15 protein-coding genes are annotated in these 22,864 nt (G+C 71.9%); 2 read left to right on the top strand and 13 right to left on the bottom strand.

What is annotated here, in order from left to right; genetic code table 11:
• Positions 1 to 12 precede the first annotated feature (12 nt).
• Positions 13 to 693 carry a hypothetical protein gene (locus tag ABH928_RS28420; protein ID WP_370071472.1) on the bottom strand — a complete coding sequence of 227 codons (681 nt, stop codon included), beginning with the start codon at positions 691 to 693 and terminating at the stop codon, positions 13 to 15.
• Positions 680 to 1,453 (bottom strand): hypothetical protein, encoded by a 774-nt coding sequence (locus tag ABH928_RS28415; protein WP_370071471.1) that lies wholly within the window; start codon positions 1,451 to 1,453, stop codon positions 680 to 682. The genes ABH928_RS28420 and ABH928_RS28415 overlap by 14 nt, the downstream gene beginning before the upstream one ends.
• Before the next feature lie 280 nt (positions 1,454 to 1,733).
• Here ABH928_RS28415 and ABH928_RS28410 point away from each other — a divergent pair, with 280 nt between their 5' ends.
• Positions 1,734 to 2,717: a DMT family transporter gene (locus tag ABH928_RS28410; protein ID WP_370071470.1), complete on the top strand. Its 984-nt coding sequence runs from the start codon at positions 1,734 to 1,736 to the stop codon at positions 2,715 to 2,717.
• A 70-nt stretch (positions 2,718 to 2,787) separates the two neighbouring features.
• Here the strand turns inward: ABH928_RS28410 and ABH928_RS28405 are convergent, their stop codons facing one another.
• Both ABH928_RS28405 and nrdR read right to left on the bottom strand, forming a co-directional pair.
• Complete coding sequence (locus ABH928_RS28405; protein WP_370071469.1) at positions 2,788 to 5,724, bottom strand: vitamin B12-dependent ribonucleotide reductase; 2,937 nt, start codon at positions 5,722 to 5,724, stop codon at positions 2,788 to 2,790.
• A gap of 137 nt (positions 5,725 to 5,861) precedes the next feature.
• Positions 5,862 to 6,326: a transcriptional regulator NrdR gene (nrdR, locus tag ABH928_RS28400; protein ID WP_370071468.1), complete on the bottom strand. Its 465-nt coding sequence runs from the start codon at positions 6,324 to 6,326 to the stop codon at positions 5,862 to 5,864.
• A 698-nt stretch (positions 6,327 to 7,024) separates the two neighbouring features.
• On the opposite strand from nrdR, the gene lexA reads away from it, so the two are divergent.
• A complete protein-coding gene (gene lexA / locus ABH928_RS28395; RefSeq protein ID WP_370071467.1) occupies positions 7,025 to 7,720 on the top strand; it encodes a transcriptional repressor LexA in 696 nt (231 codons plus the stop codon).
• A 102-nt stretch (positions 7,721 to 7,822) separates the two neighbouring features.
• On the opposite strand, the gene ABH928_RS28390 is transcribed toward lexA, so the two are convergent.
• From ABH928_RS28390 to ABH928_RS28350, 9 genes are all read right to left on the bottom strand, one after another.
• Positions 7,823 to 9,946 (bottom strand): ATP-dependent DNA helicase, encoded by a 2,124-nt coding sequence (locus ABH928_RS28390; RefSeq protein WP_370071466.1) that lies wholly within the window; start codon positions 9,944 to 9,946, stop codon positions 7,823 to 7,825.
• 12 nt (positions 9,947 to 9,958) lie between these two features.
• Positions 9,959 to 10,849, bottom strand: a complete 891-nt coding sequence (locus ABH928_RS28385) for a carbon-nitrogen hydrolase family protein (RefSeq protein ID WP_370071465.1) — start codon at positions 10,847 to 10,849, stop codon at positions 9,959 to 9,961.
• A gap of 78 nt (positions 10,850 to 10,927) precedes the next feature.
• The gene (locus ABH928_RS28380; protein WP_370071464.1) at positions 10,928 to 12,523 is read right to left on the bottom strand and encodes a lysine N(6)-hydroxylase/L-ornithine N(5)-oxygenase family protein; all 1,596 of its coding nucleotides are present in this window, start codon (positions 12,521 to 12,523) and stop codon (positions 10,928 to 10,930) included.
• Between the two features lie 29 nt (positions 12,524 to 12,552).
• Entirely contained in the window at positions 12,553 to 13,236 is a 684-nt protein-coding gene (locus tag ABH928_RS28375) for a GNAT family N-acetyltransferase (RefSeq protein WP_370071463.1), read from the bottom strand.
• Positions 13,233 to 15,173 (bottom strand): IucA/IucC family siderophore biosynthesis protein, encoded by a 1,941-nt coding sequence (locus tag ABH928_RS28370; protein ID WP_370071462.1) that lies wholly within the window; start codon positions 15,171 to 15,173, stop codon positions 13,233 to 13,235. Before ABH928_RS28370 ends, ABH928_RS28375 begins: the two co-directional genes overlap by 4 nt.
• Positions 15,170 to 16,672, bottom strand: a complete 1,503-nt coding sequence (locus ABH928_RS28365) for an aspartate aminotransferase family protein (protein WP_370071461.1) — start codon at positions 16,670 to 16,672, stop codon at positions 15,170 to 15,172. Before ABH928_RS28365 ends, ABH928_RS28370 begins: the two co-directional genes overlap by 4 nt.
• 173 nt (positions 16,673 to 16,845) lie before the next feature.
• The gene (locus tag ABH928_RS28360) at positions 16,846 to 18,285 is read right to left on the bottom strand and encodes a diaminobutyrate--2-oxoglutarate transaminase family protein (protein ID WP_370071460.1); all 1,440 of its coding nucleotides are present in this window, start codon (positions 18,283 to 18,285) and stop codon (positions 16,846 to 16,848) included.
• A 359-nt stretch (positions 18,286 to 18,644) separates the two neighbouring features.
• A complete protein-coding gene (gene hflX, locus ABH928_RS28355) occupies positions 18,645 to 20,177 on the bottom strand; it encodes a GTPase HflX (RefSeq protein ID WP_370071459.1) in 1,533 nt (510 codons plus the stop codon).
• Positions 20,178 to 20,205: 28 nt separating this feature from the next.
• Positions 20,206 to 22,755 (bottom strand): bifunctional (p)ppGpp synthetase/guanosine-3',5'-bis(diphosphate) 3'-pyrophosphohydrolase, encoded by a 2,550-nt coding sequence (locus ABH928_RS28350; protein WP_370071458.1) that lies wholly within the window; start codon positions 22,753 to 22,755, stop codon positions 20,206 to 20,208.
• Positions 22,756 to 22,864: the final 109 nt, after the last annotated feature.

Raw genomic sequence — 22,864 nt, 5'->3', positions numbered from 1 at the left:
GGCCCGGGCGTCTCAGCGCGGAGCGCTGTACCAGCGCCACTCGGTCAGCCGTTCCCGTCCGGGCAGCTCACCGCGGCCGGTGGCCCAGAGCAGGGTCGCCCAGGGATCGGTGTCCGCCGGCGCGTCCGGGAAGAGCCGGTGCAGCACCCGAGCGCAGATGTCGGCCGGGGCAGCCCAGTCCAGTGCGAGCCCGGCTGCCAGGTCCGCGCCGTGGGCGAACAGCTCGACCAGGCCCATGGACGCAGAGCCCTCGGGATCGGCCGTCCCCATGCCGTGGAAGGCCCGCGCCTCGGGCGCGGCCGTCCGCACCATGGCCACGTGCAGCGCCCCGCAGGACTCCAACACCTGGACGAGCCCCTCCGTCCCGCACTCACGCTCGCTGAAGATCACGCTCGCGGGCTTGCCCGGTCCCAACCGGCGCCAGGCGAACGGCACGAACGTCTCAGCGGGCGGTGACTGCGGACCGAGCTGCGCGGCATAGGAGAACAGGCAGTCGGCGAGATGCTCGGCCGTCTCCCAGCAGTCCAGGTCCAGCGTCCCGGCCGGCCGGCTCCAATCCGCGGCGAGCCCGGCGGGCTGCCGCAGCAGCGCGACCACGAGCCGGACTCCCTCGGCGAGGTCGTCGGCGGTGACCGGTCCGACGACGGCACCCGGCGCGGACGATGCGGGCACTGAGCGATCAGGCATGGTCATGGGCGGCGGCCGCCTTCGTCACGTCGTTGAGCAGCGGACCGAGCTTGTCGGTCAAGGTCTGGAAGTCCACGGCCCGGCCATCCGACCATTGGGCGAGCCCGACCACCAACAGCTTTTCGGTCCCGGCGAAGGCCTGCACCAGACCGCTGTCGGTCGGCAGCGCGCGCAACCCCGAGCCGGACGGCGGCGTCACGAACCCGACCTCGTGGTCGGTCGGGTCGGCGCCGAGCGAGACCATCAGGTGCGCGACGTCGGTGGGGTCCTTCATGCCGAACACGACGATCGTGTACTCGTTGTCCGCCGCGTCCCGGTAGAGGGCCTCGATCACACCGCGGCAGCCCTTGCTCTGGTCGATCATCGTGGTCAGGTTCGGTCCGACCATGCCGTTGCCCGTGCAGTTCGGCACGCCCGACTGCTCGACCCTGGTGAACCCGTCGAGCTGCGCGGGGAACGCCTGATCGGCGGTGACCATCGGACTGCTCGCAGATTTCGTCGCCGTCGGGCCGGCCGAGGCAGCCGCGCTCGGTCGGGGCGGGGTGCTGCTCCGTCTCCCGGGCCCGACCTCGTAGCCGATCCCGGCGACGGCCACCGCGACGCACAGGGCCGCGATCGCAGCCCAGATCCGACGCCGCGACGGCTTGGCCGGAGCGACGGCCAACCGCTCGGCGGCACTCGGCTCGTGTATCGCCCCGCCCTTTTCGATCTCCCGGACGAACTCGTCCCAGAGCTCGTCCCCACTCCCTTGGTGATCTCCGGTCACCCGCGAACCCTAGTGAGGGGCGCCGACCGCGTGCAATAAAGATGATCTAGTCAGCGGGCCTTCACGGATCGGCCACCCGTCGCGTCCGAACGACCGCTAGCATCGAGCACGTGAACTCCTTCTGGCACGTCGCGCTGCCACCGCTCCGCGCCTGACCGGGCGCAGACGCTGACCGCTTGCCCGTGACCCCGGCCGCCCCGAAGGGCCGCCAGGGGCACGTGTCGTGCGCCCGTTGTGCAGTCAGTCCCCACGACGGAATCGACGACGGAAGTTCACCACCGTGCCGAACCACACCTCTGCCACGTCCTCTTCTTCAGCCTCCACGGTCGCTCCATCACCGGCCCCGACGGCGTCGGCGCGCAGCGGCTTCGCCCGACGACTGAGCGGGCCGGTCCCGATCCTGGTCACGGCGCTGCTCTGGGGCACCACGGGGACGGCGAGTTCGCTCGCGCCGCGAGGCGCCTCACCGGCCGCGATCGGTTCGGCCGCGCTGACGCTCGGCGGTCTACTGCTCTTCCTCTCCAGCCGCGCGGCGCGGGTCCTGCCACGGACCTGCACGCCTCGTGAGCGACGACTGCTGGCCGTGGGCTCGGTCGCCGTCGCCGGATACCCACTCAGCTTCTATCCGGCCGTGTCGCGCACGGGAGTTGCGGTGGCCACGGTGATCGCCCTGGGCAGCGCACCCGTCTTCGCGGGGCTGCTGGCCTGGCTGTCCCGGCAGGCCCGGCCGACCGCACGCTGGGCATGGGCCACCGTGATCGCCGTGCTCGGCTGCGCGTTGCTGGTCCTCGGCCCCCAACTCACCGGCGGCGGCGCCGCAGTGAACCTGCTCGGCGTGCTGCTCGCCGCCGTCTCCGGGTTCTCCTACGCGGCCTACTCGCTGATCGGCGGCAACCTGATCGGTCGAGGGCACGCCTCGGACGGCGTCATGGGCGCGATGTTCGGCGGAGCGGCACTGCTGGTGCTGCCGGTCCTGCTGCTCAGCAACGAGCGGTGGCTGCTCGATCCGCGCGGCCTCGGGGTCGTCCTGCACCTCGGCGTGGTCACGACGTTCCTCGCCTACCGGCTCTTCGGCCTCGGCCTGCGGCGCACTTCCGCGCAGGTCGCGACGACCCTGACGCTGGCCGAGCCTGCGGTCGCCGCCGTCCTGGGCGTCGCCGCGCTCGGCGAACGGCTGCCCGTCGCCTCGTGGTGCGGACTCGCCGTGCTGGCCGCCGCGTTGGCCTTCCTCACCGTCCCGGTCCGGCGGCGGCAAGGCTCCTAGCCAGGGAAAGCCCGGAGGGGGTGCCGACCGAGGTCGACACCCCCTCCGGGGTCCTACTCACTGATCAGAATCAGCTGCAGCCGCTGGTCGAGCCGCAGCCCTCGCAGACGTAGCAGCTGCCCGCGCGGCGCATCTTGGTGCCGCAGGAGAAGCAGAGCGGGGCGTCGGAGTTGATGCCCTGCTGGATCTCCAGCAGCTCGGCCGTGTTGTGCGCGGACGCAGCTGGCACAGCCACCGGAGCCGTCGCGGCGGGCGTCGAGGTCTCGATCACGACCGGGGCGGCCGGAGCTGCCGAGGCGGCCGGAGCGACGTGGGAGCGCGGCGCGGACTGGGCCAGGCCCTCGACGTCGACATCCTCGTCGGTCGGCTCGTAGGAACCGGTCTCCAGGTGGCGCTGACGCTCCTCGACGGAGTGGATGCCGAGCGCGGAGCGGGTCTCGAACGGCAGGAAGTCCAGCGCCAGGCGGCGGAAGATGTAGTCGACGATCGACTGCGCCATCCGCACGTCCGGGTCGTCGGTCAGACCGGCCGGCTCGAAGCGCATGTTGGTGAACTTCGAGACGTAGGTCTCCAGCGGCACGCCGTACTGGAGGCCGACCGAGACGGCGATGGAGAAGGCGTCCATCATGCCCGCGAGGGTCGAACCCTGCTTGGACATCTTCAGGAAGACCTCGCCCAGACCGTCGTCCGGGTAGGAGTTGGCGGTCATGTAGCCCTCGGCGCCGCCCACCGTGAAGGAGGTGGTGATGCCGGGACGGCCCTTCGGGAGGCGCTTGCGGATCGGGCGGTACTCGACGACCTTCTCGGTCGCGGCGACAGCCGGGGCAGCAGCCTCGGCCGTGACGGCGGCGACCTCGGACTTGGTGTCCTTGGTCTTCGCCGACAGCGGCTGGCCCACCTTGCAGTTGTCGCGGTAGATCGCCAGGGCCTTGACGCCGAGCTTCCAGGCCTCGAAGTAGATCTCCTCGACCTCCTCGACCGACGCGCTCTCCGGCATGTTGACGGTCTTGGAGATGGCGCCGGAGATCCACGGCTGGATCGCGGACATCATCCGGACGTGGCCCATCGGGGAGATGGAGCGCTCACCCATGGCGCAGTCGAAGACCTCGTAGTGGGCCGGCTTGAGACCGGGCGCGTCCACCACGTTGCCGTGCTCGGCGATGTAGGCGACGACCGCCTCGACCTGCTCGTCCTGGTAGCCGAGACGCTTGAGCGCGCGCGGCACGGTGCCGTTGACGATCTGCATCGAGCCGCCGCCGACCAGCTTCTTGAACTTGACCAGGGCCAGGTCGGGCTCGACGCCGGTGGTGTCGCAGTCCATCATCAGGCCGATGGTGCCGGTCGGGGCCAGCACGGACGCCTGCGCGTTGCGGAATCCGTTTCGCGCGCCGATCCGGACGACGTCCTGCCAGGCCTCGGTGGCCGCGGCCCAGACCGGGGTGTCCAGCTCGTCCATGCGCGTGGCGACGTCGTTGGCGTCGGCGTGCTGGCGCATGACCCGCTGGTGCGGCTCGGCGTTGCGGGCGTAGCCGTCATACGGGCCGACGATGCCGGCCAGCTCGGCGGAGCGCTTGTACGCGGTACCGGTCATCAGCGAGCTGATGGCGCCGGCGAGCGCGCGGCCGCCCTCAGAGTCGTAGGCGTGACCGGTGGCCATCAGCAGCGCGCCGAGGTTGGCGTAGCCGATGCCCAACTGGCGGAAGGCGCGGGTGGTCTCGCCGATCTTCTCGGTCGGGAAGTCGGCGAAGCAGATGGAGATGTCCATCGCGGTGATGACCAGCTCGACGACCTTGGCGAAGGTCACCGCGTCGAAGCTGTCGTCGTCACGCAGGAACTTCATCAGGTTCAGCGAGGCGAGGTTGCAGCTGGAGTTGTCCAGGTGCATGTACTCCGAGCAGGGGTTGGACGCGTTGATGCGGCCGGACTCGGGGCAGGTGTGCCAGTGGTTGATGATCGAGTCGTACTGGATGCCCGGGTCGGCGCAGGCCCACGCGGCCTCGGCCATCTTGCGGAACAGGCCCTTGGCGTCGACGGTCTCGATGACCTCGCCGTTCAGGCGGGACCGCAGGCCGAACTGCCCGCCCTGCTCCACGGCGGTCATGAACTCGTCGGAGACGCGGACCGAGTTGTTGGCGTTCTGGTACTGCACCGACGTGATGTCGTCGCCGCCCAGATCCATGTCGAAGCCCGCGTCACGCAGGGCGCGGATCTTCTCCTCCTCCTTCACCTTGGTCTCGATGAAGGCCTCGACGTCCGGGTGGTCCACGTCGAGCACGACCATCTTGGCCGCGCGACGGGTGGCGCCACCGGACTTGATCGTGCCGGCGGACGCGTCCGCGCCGCGCATGAAGGAGACCGGGCCGGAGGCGTTGCCGCCGGAGGAGAGCAGTTCCTTGGAGGAGCGGATCCGGGAGAGGTTGAGGCCGGCGCCGGAGCCGCCCTTGAAGATCATGCCCTCTTCCTTGTACCAGTCGAGGATCGACTCCATGGAGTCGTCGACGGCCAGGATGAAGCAGGCGCTCACCTGCTGGGGCTGGGAGGTGCCGACGTTGAACCAGACCGGCGAGTTGAACGAGAAGACCTGGTGGAGGAGGGCGTAGGTCAGCTCGTGCTCGAACACCTCGGCGTCGACGGTGGACGAGAAGTAACCGTTCTTCTCACCGGCGGCGCGGTAGGTCTTCACCACGCGGTCGATGATCTGCTTGAGGCTCCACTCGCGCTGCGGCGTGCCGAGCGCACCGCGGAAGTACTTGCTGGTGACGATGTTGACCGCGTTGACCGACCAGAAGTCGGGGAACTCGACGCCGCGCTGCTCGAAGTTGATCGAGCCGTCACGCCAGTTGGTCATGACGACGTCACGACGCTCCCAGGTGACCTCGTCATAGGGATGGACGCCCGGGGTGGTGTAGATGCGCTCGATACGCAGCCCCGCGCCCGCCTTGGCGCCGGCCTTACCCTTGGCCGTGCCGCCCTTGCCGGTACGGGAGCCGCTGGTCGTATCAGTCATTGCCGCCTCCTCCTGGGCAAACGCCCTGAGCGCCCCGCTGCTTCCCGGGGTCGCCTACTGGTTCATATGTGGTGCTGAACGTGCTGCTGAAAGTCGTGCTGAAGGTGCGCGCGCACGCCTCGAAAGGTGCGGGGGTCTCAGGGCGTGGGCGCGGGGGGCCGGTCGGCGCGGAGTTCCGCGATCGCGGCTTCGAAGTCCTCAAGAGAGTCGTAGGCCCGGTACACCGAGGCGAAGCGCAGGTAGGCCACGACGTCCAGCTCCCTGAGCGGGCCCAGTATGGCCAGGCCGACGTCATGGGCGGACAGCTCGGCGCTCCCGGTGGAGCGCACGGCCTCCTCGACGCGCTGGCCGAGCAGCGCGAGGGCGTCCTCGGTGACCGGTCGGCCCTGGCAGGCCTTCCGCACTCCGGAGATCACCTTGTCGCGGCTGAAGGGCTCGGTGACCCCGCTGCGCTTCACCACCATCAAGGCGGCGGTCTCCACCGTGGTGAACCGGCGGTTGCACGCGGGGCACTGGCGCCTGCGGCGGATCGAGCTGCCGTCGTCGGTGGTGCGGGAGTCCACCACTCGGCTGTCCGCGTGTCGACAGAAGGGGCAGTACATGTCCCGCTCCCCTCCCGTTTTGTCGTGTCTGCGCGTCGCTCTTGCTCCGAGGCAGCCGTCAGTCTAGGCGATCCGCAGGGGTGGGTGAGACCACGGGCCTGTTGCCGGGACCACAACTTGTGGGCTGCGAGCACCAATGTAACCACTAGATCTGGTGCGTGGCGCGCCTATCCGGGACCGCGTGTCGTGTCCTTCGGATCACGCTTCGCGATCGGCGCAGGTCAGTCGGGAGAGGCTCGGCGCGGGGCTCACCCGAACGGCTGCGGACACCCGCCGAGGCGTCCGATGGGGCGTCCGGCGGGGCGTCCGACGCGCCGTCGGAAAGCCGTCCGGGTGGGCGCTTTCGGCCACATTGCAGGCGCATGGACAGTGATCCGTGAGAGGATTCCACTCGAACAAGCGATCGCATGGACGGGTTGAAATACACCCGGAACCTTGATCGAGTCAGGGTTTCCGGGAATAATTCACTCGAACGTGTGTTTGGCGCAACCTTTCGATAGGACCTACCGTTGGCCTATTCAAGGGAGAACGTCCGCAGGTAGCAGAGAGGGGCCGCCGTGACCATCGCCGAGAGCAGCACCGTCCCGGTGCAGGAACGCTCCCAGTTCGCCAGTCAGGAAGATTCGCGAAAGCTTGCTTCCGGGCTCGTTCCGGACCAGGCCGGCGCCCCTTCCGTAACGCAGTCAACGGGGCACTCCTTGGATATTCCAGAAGGTAGCCCGGTCCGCTCGCTCGCCGGCCGACCGCCCGGTGTGCGCACCGACGAGGCCGGTCTGACCGAACGCCAACGCCGGGTCATCGAGGTCATCAGGGATTCCGTGCAGCGCCGGGGCTATCCGCCGAGCATGCGCGAGATCGGTCAGGCCGTCGGCCTCTCCAGCACCTCCTCGGTCGCTCACCAGTTGATGGCCCTGGAGCGCAAGGGCTTCCTCCGCCGCGACCCGCACCGGCCGCGCGCCTACGAGGTCCGCGGCATGGAGGTGGCGCGTCCCGCGCCCGAGTCCAACAGCGGTCGCCCGGCCACGTCCTACGTCCCGCTGGTCGGCCGGATCGCCGCCGGTGGGCCCATCCTGGCCGAGCAGTCGGTCGAGGACGTCTTCCCGCTGCCGCGTCAACTCGTCGGCGACGGCGAGCTCTTCGTGCTGAAGGTCAGCGGCGACTCGATGATCGACGCCGCGATCTGCGACGGCGACTGGGTCACCGTCCGCCGTCAGCCCGTCGCCGAGAACGGCGACATCGTCGCCGCGATGATCGACGGCGAGGCCACGGTGAAGCGCCTCAAGCGCGAGGACGGCCACATCTGGCTGATGCCGCACAACTCGGCGTACGAGCCCATTCCGGGTGACAGCGCCACCATTCTCGGCAAGGTCGTCGCGGTGCTCCGCCGCCTCTGACCCCACCTCGCAAGAACACCACGTCAGGGTGTCAGGAGCCTTCCGCTCCTGACACCCTGACGTTTTTTCAGCGACCTGTGTCCAGATCACTGGTGGGCGAATTCAGCGTTTCCGCACCGGTGCCGCGGACGCGTTGATGGCGACCAGCGAACGGCGCACCTGATTGCGGTCGGTGGTGTACCAGAAGTCCGGCATCGAGGAGCGGAAGAATCCGCCGTAACGGGCCGTCGCCAGACGCGAGTCCAGCACCGCGACCACGCCGCGGTCCTCCGCCGAGCGCACCAGACGACCGGAGCCCTGGGCCATCAGCAGCGCCGCATGCGTCGCCGCTACGGCCATGAAGCCGTTGCCGCCGTGCTCCTCCACGGCCTTCTGACGGGCGCTCATCAGCGGGTCGTCGGGGCGCGGGAACGGGATGCGGTCCATCACCACCAGTTGGCACGCCGAACCGGGCACGTCCACGCCCTGCCAGAGCGAGAGCGTGCCGAAGAGGCAGGTCTCGGCGTCCGCGGCGAAGTTCTTGATCAACTCGCCCAGCGTGTCCTCGCCCTGGAGCAGGATCTGCCCCGGCACCCGCTCCCGCAGCGCCTCGGCCGCGGCCTGCGCGGCACGCATCGACGAGAACAGACCCAGCGTCCGCCCACCGGCCGCCTGGATCAGCTCGGCCAGCTCGTCCAGCATCTCCGGACGCTCCGGATCCCGGCCGGGCGGCGGCAGATGGCGAGCGACGTAGAGGATGCCCTGCTTCGGGTAGTCGAACGGCGAGCCCACGTCCAGACCACGCCAGACCGGCGCAGCGTCGGACGCGTCGAGCGTCTCGCCCACATCGTCCCGGCCCGTGCTGGAGAGCCCCAACGAGGCTGCCACGCCGGTGAAGTCACCACCCAGCTTGAGCGTGGCCGAGGTGAGCACGACCGAGCGCTCGGTGTAGAGGTTCTCCCGCAGCAGCCCGGAGACGCTGAGCGGCGCCACTCGCAGGGACGCCGGGGCGGCCAGGAAGCGGTCGTTGCGGTCGATCCAGATGACGTCGTAGACGCTGCCTTCGAGCAGGCGGTCGGTGGTGTCGTGGATGTTCTCCAGCGAGGCCATCGCCTGCTTGCGCACCGCGTCCTCGTCGGTGAGCCCCTTGTCCCGGATCTCGCCGAGGGAGGTGATCACCTCGCGGCATGCCTCGCGGATCGCGGCGACGGCGTAGTGGAGGTTCTCCGGGAGCTCCTCGACCCGGCCGCCGTCGACGAGCTCCATCAGGCCGTGGTAGTTCTCGGCGGCGGCCTGGAGCTTGTCCACGGCCTTCTCGTTGGCCAGCTTGGCCGCCCGCTTGACCGCGCGGTGCACGGCCGTGGTGGTGAGCTCGGCGGTGGCGATGCCGGTGACCCGGGAGACCAGCTCGTGCGCCTCGTCGACGATCAGCAGGCCGTGCTCGGGCAGGACGGGCGCGCCCTCCAGCGAGTCGATGGCCAGCAGGGCGTGGTTGGTGACCACCACGTCGGCGAGCTTGGCGCGTTCACGCGCCTTCTCGGCGAAGCACTCGCCGCCGTAGGGGCACTTGGTGGCGCCCAGGCACTCCCTTGAGCTGACCGACAGCTGCGCCCACGCCTTGTCGGAGACGCCGGGCGAGAGGTCGTCACGGTCGCCCGTCTCGGTCTCGTCGGCCCAGTCGCGCAGCCGCATGATGTCCTGGCCCAGCTTGCTGCTGGGACCGCCCAGGGCCTCGGCCGGGTCGAAGAGGCCGTCCTCGTCGTCGCTGGGCGCGCCCTCGTGGGCACGGTGCAGGCAGAGGTAGTTGGAGCGGCCCTTGAGCATGGCGAAGAGCGGGCGGCGGCGCAGCAGCGGGTGCAACGCGTCCACGGTGCGCGGCAGGTCGCGCTCGACCAGCTGACGCTGGAGCGCCAGGGTGGCCGTGGCGACGACGACCTTGTCCCCGTGGCCCAGAGCGGGGACCAGGTAGGCAAGTGACTTGCCCGTGCCCGTGCCGGCCTGGACGAGCAGCTGCTCACTGTTCTCGACCGCGGCGGCGACGGCCTCCGCCATCGCCACCTGGCCCTCGCGCTCGACGCCGCCGACGGCCGCCACGGCGGCGTGCAGCAGCTCGCGCACGCGCGAGGGCCCGCCCCCGGGTGAGCCCGACCCTGCGGGGTCGGGCGATGCGGGTTCGGCCGTTGCGGGGTCGGCCGTTGGGGAGTCGCTGGAGTCGGCCGCGTCGGGCTCGAGGGTGTCGTCACTCATGGCGCACCAAGCCTAGAGGGCACCACTGACAATCCTCGGCCGGACGGGCGCGGTCAGCGACGGATCCACCAGCACGGGTTCCTCCTCGCGCGCCGCACGGACCGCGGCCGGGTCCAGGACCGCGACGGCGAGCCCGGGGTCGGCCTCGCCCGCGTCGTCCAGCAGTTCGCCGAGGGGACCCCAGATCGCGCTGTGGCCGCCGCCCGCATAAGGACCGCTGGGCGCGCTGTGGTTGGAGAGGGCGACATAGACGGTGTTGTCCAGCGCCCGGGCCGGGAGCAGGAAGCCGTTCGACTTCGCGAGGAACCCGGCGCTGAACATCGAGCCGTTGAGGTAGACGTGACAACCGTCCAGGGCGGCGGCACGGGCGTGCTCCGGAAAGGACGAGTCCCAGCAGACGCTGAGACCGAGCCGCCAGCCGTCCAGCACCAGCGTGCAGCCGGACGCGCCCGGGGCGAAGCCCGCGGCCCGCTCGCCCGCAGTCGCGTGCTGCTTGTCATAGGTGGCTGCTAGCTTGCCGTCACGGTCGAAAGCGAGCGCGGAGATGTGCAGCGCGCCCTCGTCGGTACGGGTGGGTGCGCCGACGACGAGAGCGGTGCGGTGGGTGGCGCAGGCCTCCCGCAGGGGGTCGAGACGCGGGTCGTCTGCCCCGGTGGTGTGACGCGCCGGATCGGCGGCGATGCCCGGCAGTTCGTATCCGGTGAGAAAGAGCTCGGGCAGGAGCAGCAGGTCAGCGCCGCGATCGGCGGCGCGGCGGACCAGGTCGGCGGCGGTCACCGCGTTGGCGGCCAGGTCCAGCGGCACGCAGGCGGCCTGGCCTGCGGCGAGGGTGAGGGGTGCGTCCGGCATTTCCGGCGCTCCGGGTGATTCCGGCGCTTCCGGCGTCGTGTGGAGGTCGTCCATGGCCGGGAGCGTAGCGGTCCGAACAGGGGGTGTGAGGGGTGAACCGGGGTTTCGGGACTTGCAGGGCTCTCAGGACTTTCAGGTTCGCGCGGGGAGGGGATGGTGCCCTTCGGTCTCGTGGTGGCGGTGCTCGGCCGGCAACTCCCTCGCGTCGGGGTCCGGTGCTGTGTCCACGACGCCGGTCAGGTCATCGGCGCTGCTCGGGCGGCCGAAGCTGGACCACGCGGTGCGCTCCGGCAGGCGGTGGACGGGGTGTCCCAACCGGTCGGCGCAGACGGCGTTGAGGATGACGGCGGCCCGGTGCGCGCCGAGGCCGAGATCGGGCGTACCGACGCCGTGGGTGTGCAGTTCGGCGTTCTGCACGTACAGGCCCGCGGTGACGTCCGGTCGCAGCTCCACGCGGTAGTCCAGGCCGACGCGATAGCGGTTCTGTTCGTCCCAGTCGATCAGGTCGAGCAGCGGGTCGAGCAGTGCGGGCCGTCGGGCCGCGTAGCCGGTCGCCAGTACTGCCACGTCCGTGCGCAGGGTGTAGTCCGCCCCGCTCTGAGCGTGGGCACAGCGCAGTTCCAGGCCGCCGCAGGGGTCGCGCCGGGCCGAGCGGATCTCGGTGCCGGGCACGATCTCCACGTCCGCGGCGACGCCGCCGGTCGTGCGGTCGTAGAGCGCCTCGTGGACGGCGGCCAGGGTCTCGGCGCTCGCGGCCTTGTACAGCTGCCACTGACTTGGCACGAGGGAGTCGCGGACGGTCCCGGGCAGGCCGTGGAAATAGCGGGTGTAGTCGGGCGTGAAGTGCTCCAGGCCGAGCTTGGAGTACTCCATCGGGGCCAGGGCGGCGCTGCGGGTGATCCAGCGCAGATGTGGTCCGGCACTGCCGCCGCGCCGCCGGAGCAGGTCGAGGAAGACCTCGGCCCCGGACTGGCCGGAGCCGACGACGGTGATGTCGGAGAAACGCGGCTGCCCGACACTGCCGGAGCTGCCGGCGTCTCCGGAGCTGCCGGAGTTGTCAGTGGCGTCCGCTAGCGTTCCCGGTGAGTGAGGCGAGACGAGGTAGTCCTCGGAGTGGAGGACGGGGCCGCCTTCGTCCAGGAGGGCGGCGAACGCTGTCGGCACCACCGGTTCGGTGCCGACGCCGAGCACGAGATTGCGGGCCAGCAGCAGGGGTTGGCCCGGGATCTCGACGTGGAAGAGCTTGCGGTGCCCGTCCCAGCGGACGCCCTCGACGGGGCTGTCGAAGCGGCAGTTGGGCAGCGAGGACGCCGCCCAGCGGCAGTAGTCCTGGTATTCACGCCGGGTCAGGTGCCACTGCTCGGAGAAGTAGAACGGGAAGAGTCGCTGCTGCTCGCGCAGATAGGCGAGGAATGACCACGGGCTGGTCGGGTCCACCAGCGAGACCAGATCGGCCAGGAACGGCACCTGCATCCGGGCGCCGTCGATCAGCAGGCCGGGGTGCCAGCTGAACTCCGGTTTGGCGTCGAGGAAGAGGCACCGCAGGCCGTCCACGCCGTCGGCGAGTGCGGCCAGGGAGAGATTGAACGGACCGAGGCCCACCCCGACGAGGTCGTAGGGCAGATCGAGGTGGTGGACGGTGCGGTCGTGGGCGCGGGGCGGCACGCCCAGGTGCGGCGCGCGGAAGTCGGACGCACGGTCCGACGTCGTCGAGGGTTCCAAGGACACGGTGCTTTCCGGTGTAGGAGCGAGGAGGGTCAGCCCCGCTCGTAGAGCATCAGGGCGGCGTGCTTCTCCGGGAGGATGAGCTCCGAGTCGTAGCGGAACCCGGCCCGGAGGAAGGCACGGATGGAGGGAAGGTTGCGGACGTCCGGTTCGGCCACCACACGGCGCGCTGCCTGGCGCTCACGCAGGGCCCGGCGCGTCAGGGCGCCGATCAGCGTCCCGCCCAGACCCCGGCCGCGGGCCTTTGCCGGCCCGATCAGGACGTGGAGTCCGGTGTCGTGCGGACGCGCCGGGTAGTGCCGGGCCAGGGGGTCGAGGTCGGCCCGGTACACCTCCCAGTAGCTCATCGGCGTGCCGTCGAGCAGGCCGAGGCAGGGGACGCTGCGGCCGTCGCCGTCGAGTTGGGCGCGGACATGGTGCTCGGTCATCCCGGCCGGGCCGCACAGCTCCCAGAAGGCGGAGACGACGGGGTCGTTCATCCACTCGACCAACAGGTCCAGATCACGCGGCAGCCGCACGGGCTGCAGCCGGAACTCGCCGAAGACGGTGTACATGGTCCCCCAGCGGGCGACGCCGTCCAGCAGGTCGGCGGGGCGTGCCGCGCTGCGGGGGCGCGAGGGCACCGGCCGGGACTGCGCGGGCACGTCGGAGCGCCCACCTCCCGGCGCGAGCGTGGCCCGTCCCTGCGGGCCGTCCGGGAGGTGACGGCGGCTCACGCCTCGACCCCCGCCATCGCGACGGCGAGCGGCGAGCGCTCCGGTGGCGTTGCGCCACCCCCCTGCGATGCGGCAGCAAGGGGATTGGCGAAGTCGACGTACACCGACTGCGTCTCCACCGGTCCGACCAGCTCGTCCATACCGTGCAGCCGGGTGAGCAGGTTGGCCTTGCAGCGCAGCGTCCCGGCGTCGAGGAGCCGCTCCGGCAGGGAGGAGCCGGTCGCCCGGCCAGGACCGGCCAGAAAGCGCCGGAGGGCGGCCAGCAGCAGCCGCTCGTCGGCGAGTTGCTGCGAGCCGAACGCACCGACCAGACCCAGGAGGTGGTTGATCCCCAGGTAGTACGCGAAGCGCTCGTCGGCCACCTGGTCCGGCACGAAGGTGTCGCTGGCGCGGCCGATGCCCGGGAGGCGGGCCTCCAGGGCAGCGGCGTGGGAGTCGCGGAAGTAGTAGCCCTGGTTGTCACGGTACCGGCCGCCGACCGGCCAGCCCTCCTCGTCCAGCAGGACCAGGCTGTTCTGCTGGTGCGCCTCCAGGGCGATCCCGGCCCGGCCGTCGAGCCAGAGCAACGGCAGCGCCACAGCGTCGAGGTAGCGCAGGAACCACTCGGCGGCGACGGTCGCGGCGGACCGGCCGCTGCGCGCGGCCAGCCGGTGGACGACCTCGGCCAGGTGGGACGCGTCGCCGCCCGTCCAGGGGCGCTCCGCGACAAGACCGGCAAGGCAGTGCATCCGGTCACGCGCGCCGAAGGGGTTCTGCCGCAGCACGGTGTCGAAACCACTTGCCCCTCCGGGCAGGTCGACGCCGATCCAGGCCGGGTCGCGGACGATGTCGAAGCCGGGGTGCTCGGCCCGCCACTCCGCGCACAGACCGGACTCCAACAGCCGGTGCACCTCGGCCCCGCGCAGCAGTTCCTTACGGAGGTTCTCCCGGCAGGAGTTGGTGATCCGCAGCCCGAGCGAGAGCTTGAGCATCCAGGGCGTGCCCGGCTGGTAGACCGTGCGGACCGAGGAGGTGGGGTGCCACAGGCCACCGGCCGCACCCAGGTCGTGAACGCGTCCGGCGTCGATCAGCGCACGGACCGCAGGTCGGTTCGTCAGTTCCCGTGCCTGCCAGGGGTGCACGGGCAGCAGCACGGTCCCGTCAGGGTGCTGCGGCGCGTCGGCGCCGCGCAGCCCGGACATGATCCGGCCGATGCCGTCCACGCCGAACCGCGCGTCGCCGCAGCCCGACGGCGCGGTGCCCTCGGCGGCGGCCACCAACTCCCGTGCCACGGCGAACCAGTGCAGCCGCAGTGCGCCGCGTAGCTCCGGCGCGTACGCGACGCCCTCCGCGTCGCCCACGCCCTCGCGGCTCTTCGGCGTCGGGTGGAACGGGTGCCCCAACAGCAGCGCCTGCTCGGAGCGGAGGAACGGCGTCGCCGCCGTCCCGGGCTCCGCAGCGGCCCGGCGCGCTGCCACGAACCCGGCGACACGGCGGACCGAGTCCGCCACCCGCCCGGCCAGATCGGCTACCTGGACCGCCGCATCCGCCGCGGACGCGGCGCCCCCACTGCCGCCGACGTCCGCGTCCGCGTCCGCAGCGGCGGTCCGGGCGAGCAGGGCCGCGACGGTGACCGCGTCCGCCGGTCGCCCCGCAGGTCGCCCCGCCGCCTCGCCCGAGGCGGGACGCAGCTGGACCGGACCGAACCGGTGCCAGCCGGACGCGGAGCGGTAGCGGACCGGAGCATCCAGCACCAGGCCGTCGACCAGGGCGAGTTCGAGCACCTCGGGAGCGGCGGGCACGGCCACGCCGGTCTCCCGGGCCCAGCAGCGCAGCAGGTTCTCGACGGCTGCGGCGTCGGCGACGACGGCCGGGGCCGGATGCAGCAGCGGATCCTCCGTCTGCGCAGGAGAACTGGCAGGTGAGACGGCTTGCTGCTGCGCGGGGACGGTGGTCACGCGGGGTTCTCCTGGGAGTGACGGGGATCAGCATCGGGCCGGGCTCGCTCCGTCGACGCCCCCGCCGCGACGACATGAGCGATCAGGCGGTCCAGATCCGCCTCGGTGGTGTGCGGGTTCAACAGGGTGAGTTTGAGCAGAACCTTCGGGGCGGCAGAGCCGCCCGGCCCGAGCAGTTCGGTGCGCCCGACGACCGCCCGGCCCTCGGCCAACAGACGACGTCGCAACTCCGCGTTGACGGCGTCCACGTCGTCCGCGTCGAGCTCGCGCTCGGGCAGGTAGCGGAAGAGCACGGTGGTCAGCCTCGGCTCCGCGAGCAGTTCCAGCCGCGGGTGCGCGGCGATGGTGGCGGAGGCGTGGCGGGCCAGCGCATGGCAGCGGTCGACCAGTGCGCCGAGCCCGGAGCGTCCCAGCGTCCGCAGGGTGACGGCCACTTTGAACGCGTCGGGCCGACGGGTCGTCCGCAGCGAACGGCCTAGCAGGGACGTGTACCCGGCCTCCTCGTCGTCGGCCGGGTTGAGGTAGGCGACGCGCTGCTCCAGCGGCGTCAGCAGGTCGGAACGACGGGCAAGCAGCACCCCCGCCGCCACCGGCTGCCAGCCCAACTTGTGCAGGTCGAGCCCGACGGTGTCGGCCAGTGCCAACCCGTCCAGCAGCGGCGCAAGCCTCCGCGAGAAGAGCGCGCCACCCCCGTAGGCGGCGTCGACGTGCAGCGGCACGCCGTGACGGCCCGTTACCGCGGCCACCGCGCGCAGCGGGTCGATCGCCCCGCGGTCGGTCGTCCCGGCGGTGGCGACGACACAGCACGGCACCTGGCCTGCGGTGCGCGCATCGGCGAGCGCCCAGTCCAGCAGCCGGGGATCGAGCGATCCGTCGTCGGCGGTCTCCACCGGGACCACCGCCTGGGCTCCGAGCCCCAGCACCGAGGCGGCCCGGGCGACGGAGAAGTGCGCGGCGGCGGAGCAGAGGACGCGCAGCCGGGAGGCCGCCTCCGCCGGGATCCCCGCGCCGTCGGCAACGCCGAACTCCCGTGCCAGGACGTGGTCCCGGGCGAGCAGCAGCGCCATCAGGTTGGACTCGGTACCGCCGGTGGTGAAGACGCCCGTGGCTCCGCCGGGCTCCCCCGCGTGCTCGAAGCCGACCAGCTCCGCGAGGGCGCCGAGCACCGCGGTCTCGATCTCAGTCCCGCCGGGAGCCTGGTCCCAGGAGTCGAGGGAAGGATTCAGCGCGGCCACGGCCAGGTCGGCCACGGCGGCGAGGGCGAGCGGCGGAACGTGCAGGTGGGCGGCGCAGGCCGGGTCGGCGGGGTCGGCCGCCGTGGCGGCGAGGGCGCGGGTCAGCAGGGCGAGCGCGTCCGGGTCTCCCTCGTCCGGAAGCAGCGAACCGGAGGCGAGGAGCTCGCGCAACGATGCGGCCACCCCTTCCGGCCCCCCGCCGGGCAGCGGGCCGCCGCGCGCGACGGCGCCCTCGCGCAGCGCGCCGAGCGCCACGGCCAGCATCGGCGCCAGCGCCTCCGGCCCGGCGACGCCACCGGCGAGAGCGGTGACGGAAGTTCCGGGTCCAGGCCCGGACGCGGGACCGGGTCCAGGCCCGGACGCGGGACCGGGTCCAGGCCCGGACGCGGGACCGGCAGAGTCCGATCCGGCAGGCGGAGGCACTCCCTCGGTCATGGTCACGCCGCCCCTCCGGAGCGGGCGGCGGGGACCAGTTGACGGTGCCGGTCCGGCATGGCGGGCGCGCCGGACAGCACGCCGGCATCACGCGCGGCCGCTGCGATCGACTCCGCCAGCCGCTCCATCACCGCCTCCGCCTGTTCGTCCGTCATGGTCAGCGGTGGCAGCAGCCGGACCACCGAGCCGTACCGGCCGCCGAGCTCCACGATCAGGCCCCTACGCAGCGCCTCCGCCCGTACGGCGGAGGCGAGTTCAGGTGCGGCCGGGTGGGCCCCGAGCTCGTCCGGTGTGCCGGTGCGGTCGACCAGCTCGACGCCGAGCATCAGCCCACGTCCCCGGACGTCGCCGATGGCGGGCAGTTCGCGCTGGAGGCCGCGCAGCCGGGCCAGCATCCGGGTGCCGAGCTCGGCGGCGCGCTGCGAGAGACCCTGCTCGCTGACGAAGCGCAGCGTGGCCGCGCCTGCGGCCATGGCGAGTTGGTTGCCGCGGAACGTTCCGGCATGCGCGCCGGGCGCCCAGACGTCCAGCTCCGACCGGTACACGATCGCGGCCAGCGGCAGGCTGCCCCCGATCGCCTTGGAGACGACCATGACGTCCGGCTCGATCCCGGAGTGTTCGACGCCCCAGAAGGTCCCGGTGCGCCCGACCCCGGTCTGGACCTCGTCGACGATCAGCGGGATGCCGTGACGTGCGGTCAACTCCCGCTGCTCGACCAGCCACTCGTCCGGCGCGGCGATGACCCCGCCCTCGCCCTGGACGACCTCGACCAGCATCCCGGCGGGACGGTCCACCCCGGCCTTCGGGTCCTCCAGCAGGGACCGGGTCCACCGCGTCCCCAGCCGCGCGCCCGCCACGCCTCCGACGCCGAACGGGCAGCGGTACGCGTACGGGTAGGGAAGCCGGGTGACCGTTGCGCCACCCCCCTCAAGGGCAGCGCGAACGGCCGTGTCGCCGCTCGCGGCCAAGGCACCCGCGGTCTGCCCGTGGTACCCGCCGGTGAACGCCAGCAACCCGTCCCGCCCGGTCGCCAGCCGCACCAGCTTGAGCGCGGCCTCGACGGCGTCGGTACCGGCCGGGCCGCAGAACTGGATCCGCGCGCCCCGCGCGAAGGCGGGCGGAAGGGTCTCGAAGAGGGCGGTGGTGAACTCGTCCTTGACCGGCGTGGCCATGTCCAGCACGTGCAGCGGCGCCTCCGAGTCCAGCACGGAGCGGATGGCCTCCAGCACGACCGGGTGGTTGTGCCCGAGTGCGAGCGTGCCGGCGCCGGCGAGGCAGTCGAGGTAGCGCCGCCCGTCCGCGCCCTCGACGGTCATCCCTCTGGCCCGCACCGGGACGATCGGAAGTGAGCGCGCGTAGGTTCGCGCGGCGGATTCGCGTGCCGCCTGCCGTCCGAGGATCGCGGTCGCGCTGGTGCTCGTGGGCAGCGCCGTGGTGGACATGGCCTGACTACCTCCTGGCGGTCGGGGCGACGCGCGGCGGCGGGCTCCCACACCGTCCGGGACAACCACCCGAACGAGCAGGCCTCACAGCGGCGGCGCGCACCCCCTTCGGGTGACGTCCCGTTGGGCTAACGACCCAGCACCAGGAAGAGAAACGGTCGAGCACAAACCCCGCACATACGCGGGGAGCGGTAGTTGCACCACGGGAGGGGCGCGGGGAACTGCGCGACAAGCCACCCGAGGTGGTGAGTCGCCGATCGAGCAGCGCCATCCGGACAGGGTGGTTGCTCGCGCAGTTCCCGCGCCCCTAGAAAGTGCAACTACCGGCGGCAGCACACGAGATCAGCCCGCGCGAGCGGTCAGCTCTGTGCCACCACCGCGAAGCGCTCCAGCTCCGCTGCGAGATCGGCCAGGACCCTGGCCTTCAGCAGGGTGCCCTCGCCGATGTGGTCCTCGCTCAGGACCTCGCCGTCGCGGTGGACGCGCGCGACGAGGTCGCCGCGCGTGTACGGGACCAGCGCCGTGATCTCGATCGACGGGCGCGGCAGCTCGGACTCGATCAGCTGCAGCAGCTCGTCGATCCCGTGCCCCGTACGCGCGGAGACCGCGATCGCGTGCGGCTCGCGCCGCAGCAAGCGGGCCAGGACCAGCGGGTCGGCGGCGTCCGCCTTGTTGATCACGACGATCTCGGGCACGTTCTGCGCGTCGACCTCGACGATGACCTCGCGGACCGCGGCCAGCTGCGCCTCCGGCTCCGGGTGCGAGCCGTCGACCACGTGCAGGATCAGGTCGGACTCGCCGACCTCCTCCATCGTGGAGCGGAACGCCTCGACCAGGTGGTGCGGCAGGTGGCGGACGAAGCCGACGGTGTCGGCCAGGGTGTAGAGCCGACCGCCGGGCGTCTCCGCGCGGCGGACCGTCGGGTCCAGGGTGGCGAACAGGGAGTTCTCCACCAGGACACCGGCGCCGGTGAGCCGGTTGAGCAGCGACGACTTGCCGGCGTTGGTGTAGCCGGCGATCGCCACGGACGGGACGTGGTTGCGACGGCGCTCCTGGCGCTTGGTGTCGCGGGCGGTCTTCATCTCCGCGATCTCGCGGCGCAGCTTCGCCATCTTCTCGCGGATCCGGCGCCGGTCCGTCTCGATCTTGGTCTCACCGGGACCACGGGTGGCCATACCGCCACCGGAGGAGCCGGAGCCACCACCACCCATCTGCCGGGAGAGCGACTGACCCCAACCACGCAGGCGCGGCAGCATGTACTGCATCTGCGCGAGCGCGACCTGGGCCTTGCCCTCTCGGGACTTGGCGTGCTGGGCGAAGATGTCCAGGATCAGCGCGGTCCGGTCCACCACCTTGACCTTGACGACGTCCTCGAGGTGGATCAGCTGGCCGGGACTGAGCTCACCGTCGCAGACCACCGTGTCCGCGCCGGTGGAGAGCACGATGTCGCGCAGCTCGTTGGCCTTGCCGGAACCGATGTAGGTGGCGGGGTCCGGCTTGTCGCGGCGCTGGATCACGCCGTCGAGGACGACGGAGCCGGCGGTCTCGGCGAGGGCGGCGAGCTCCGCGAGGGAGTTCTCCGCCTCCTCCGCCGTGCCGTCCGTCCAGACGCCGACGAGCACCACGCGCTCCAGACGCAGCTGGCGGTACTCGACCTCGGTGACGTCCTCGAGCTCGGTGGAGAGGCCGGAGACACGACGCAGCGCGGCTCGCTCGGAGCGGTCGAACTGGTCGCCGTCGTACTGGTTGGTGTAGAGCCGCCCGGGAATCCCGTCGATTCCCGCGAGGTCCTCGTCCATCAGGGCCTCTGCGCGCAGGTCGGCCGGGCGGCGGGCGCCGCGGCCGTGCTTCGTGTCGGCATCGGCGTCGCGGGATTCGAAGGTGGAGGTCATTGGATCCTTAAGCCAGTCGGTCGGGGCCCTACTCCCGCGACAGCTCGGGCTCGGAATGCCGGTGGCCGGCACGCCGTCGGGGCTGTGCGGAATCCCCCGCAGGAGACAACGCGGCAGGTCTGCCACGCATTCCCCTTGATGGTCGCACGCCCTCGCCCCCGGGGTCACCATCATTTCCCCCGTGCGTCCCCTCACCGGCAGGCCCACCATTGGGCCCTGCCGCGGCCCCGCCCGTAGACGTGCCGGTCGCCCCGCCCGCAGACCTGCCCGCGGATCCGGCGTCGGACCTGTCCGCGCCCCGGTTGGCCGGTACGGCCCGGTAGACGTCGTAGACGCCCGGCACCCGCAACATGACCCGCATCAGCTCCGGCAGTGCCTCGGGATCGGGCAGCTCGACCGTGTAGGTGTGGCGCACCCGCAGCTCCTGCGGCGGTTCGACCTCGGCCGAGATGATGTCGACGCCGATCCCGGACATGGCGGCGGTCAGGTCGGCCAGCAGCCGTGGCCGGCCGAGGGAGTCGGCCTGGACGGTGACCCGGTAGCCCGTCGGCGTCAAACTCTCCAGCCAGCTGGCCTCGACGGGGGCGCGTCCGGCCGCACGCATGGCGAGGCCAGTCGGGCAGTCGCCGCGGTGCACCGCCAGGGCCCCGCCGCGGATGGCGAAGGCCAGCAACTCGTCCGGCGGGAGCGGGGTGCAGCAGCGGGCCAGGCGGACCGTCGCGTCCGGCAGCGTGGGGGCGCTGACGACCGCCCGTTCGGTGTCGACGGGGCCGCCGCCGAGCAGTTGACGGCCGCGCGGCGGCCCGACCAGCGGGCCCGCGTGCAGCCGCGCGGACTCCTCCTGCCCGGGGTGCTCCGCCAGCCAGCGCTCGATGGCGATCCGGGCGCCCGGCGTACGGGCGTGCGGGAGCCACTCCGGCGCGGGACCAGCGGGCGGCTCGCCGGGAGGCTCGGTGAGCAGGTCGACCACGTCGCCGTCCTGCAGCGGCGTGGAGAGCGCGGCGAGCCGTCCGTTGACCCGCGCACCGAGACATCGGTGTCCGCGCTCCTCGCCCGCCGCGTAGGCCGCGTCGACGCCGGTCCCGCCCACCGGGAGCTGCACCCGCTCGGCGGGGGCGTGCTCCCGGGAGTTCTCGACCAGGACGGTGATCTCGCCGTCGCCCGCGAGGTCGGCGGTGAGCTGAGACCAGAAGGTGTCCGGGTCGGGCGTCTCGCGCTGCCACTCGAGCAGCCGCGAGAGCCAGCCGGGGCGGGCCGGGTCGGTGTGGTCCAGCGGATCGCGTCCCTCCGCGTCATCGGCCTCGCCGACCGACTGGGCGGACTGGGCGGACTGGGCAGTCTCGGCCGCCTCCGGGCCGAGCGCGGTGGCTGCTCCCGGGGCACCGAGGGCGACGACGCCGAACTCGGCGATCCGGTGCATCTGCCCGGTGCGCACCAACACCTCGACCACCTCGCCCTGTTCGGTGGTCACCGAGGTGTGCAGCGACTGGTAGAGGTTGAACTTGGGCGCGGCGATGAAGTCCTTGAACTCCCCGGCCAGCGGCGTCCAGCAGGTGTGCAGCTCGCCCAGGACCGCGTAGCAGTCGGCGTTCTCCTCGACGACGACCAGCAGCCGGGCGAAGTCGGTCAGGCCGAGCTCACTGCGGCGCAGCCGGGCGCGCTGGACCGAGACGCAGTGCCGCTGCCGGACGCTGACCTGCGCCGGAACCCTGGCCTCGCGCAGTTGGCGCCGCAGTTGCGCAGCGAACGCCTCCAGCGGATCCCCCGCCGACGCGGACGCCTGCTCTCCCGCGGCGGCGGCGAGCTCGTTGACGTGTGCCCGGAGCAGCGCCTTGGTGGCGCTGTACTCCTCGGGGTGGAGCGTGGCGAAGACGATGTCCTCCAGCTCCGACTTCACCACCTGGATACCGAGCCGCTCGGCGAGCGGGATCAGCACGTCGCGGGTGACCTTGGCGATCCGGATCTGGCTGGCCGGCTTCATATGACGGATGGTCCGCATGTTGTGCAACCGGTCCGCCAGCTTGATGACCATCACCCGGACGTCCTGTCCGGTGGCCACCAGCATCTTGCGGAAGGTCTCGGCCTCGGCCGCAGCGCCGAAGTCGACCTTCTCCAACTTCGTGACGCCGTCGACGAGATAGGCCACCTCGTCGCCGAAGCCCTCGCGCACCTGATCCAGCGTCATGGCCGTGTCCTCGACGGTGTCGTGGAGCAGGGCAGCGACCAACGTCGTGGTCTCCGCGCCGAGTTGGGCCAGGATCATGGCAACGGCGAGCGGGTGGGTGATGTAGGGCTCGCCGCTCTTGCGGGTCTGCCCGCGGTGGGACGCCTCGGCGACCTGGTAGGCGCGGCCCAGCAGGGCGACGTCCACCCCGCCATGCGGCTGCTGCAGCCGCATGGCACGCACCACCGGCTCCAGGGCGTCGGCGAGTTGCGAGCGTCCGCCCGCAAGCAGCGCCGCTATCCCCGCCCGCCCCAGCCCCGTCCTGCGGAACCCGGGCAGCGCACGCCCGAACGGGCGATCCGCGGGCCGGTCCGGGGACCGATCCCCGGGGCGGACGGCGACAGGGTCGGGCACGCCATCGCCCGGAAGGCCGTCCGAAAGCCCGTCCGGACTCTCGCCCGGGCGATCGGCGGGATGACCAGGAGCCCGATCTGCAGAGACGGTTCTGCGCCCCTCCAACGGG

The sequence above is a fragment of the Streptacidiphilus sp. MAP5-3 genome, from assembly GCF_041262505.1.
Classification (GTDB): Bacteria; Actinomycetota; Actinomycetes; order Streptomycetales; family Streptomycetaceae; genus Streptacidiphilus.
The sequence above is the reverse complement of the archived record's forward strand: the minus strand, read 5'-3'. Positions and strand labels throughout refer to the sequence as shown.

Bases quoted from the DNA above. Each gene is read 5' to 3' on its own strand.
- ABH928_RS28385 (WP_370071465.1), bottom strand. From the start codon at position 10,849: ATGGACGACCTCCACACGACGCCGGAAGCGCCGGAATCACCCGGAGCG.
- ABH928_RS28365 (WP_370071461.1), bottom strand. From the start codon at position 16,672: ATGCTGGCCGTGGCGCTCGGCGCGCTGCGCGAGGGCGCCGTCGCGCGC.
- ABH928_RS28420 (WP_370071472.1), bottom strand. From the start codon at position 693: ATGACCATGCCTGATCGCTCAGTGCCCGCATCGTCCGCGCCGGGTGCC.
- nrdR (WP_370071468.1), bottom strand. From the start codon at position 6,326: ATGTACTGCCCCTTCTGTCGACACGCGGACAGCCGAGTGGTGGACTCC.
- hflX (WP_370071459.1), bottom strand. From the start codon at position 20,177: ATGACCTCCACCTTCGAATCCCGCGACGCCGATGCCGACACGAAGCAC.
- ABH928_RS28405 (WP_370071469.1), bottom strand. From the start codon at position 5,724: ATGACTGATACGACCAGCGGCTCCCGTACCGGCAAGGGCGGCACGGCC.
- ABH928_RS28390 (WP_370071466.1), bottom strand. From the start codon at position 9,946: ATGAGTGACGACACCCTCGAGCCCGACGCGGCCGACTCCAGCGACTCC.
- ABH928_RS28360 (WP_370071460.1), bottom strand. From the start codon at position 18,285: ATGTCCACCACGGCGCTGCCCACGAGCACCAGCGCGACCGCGATCCTC.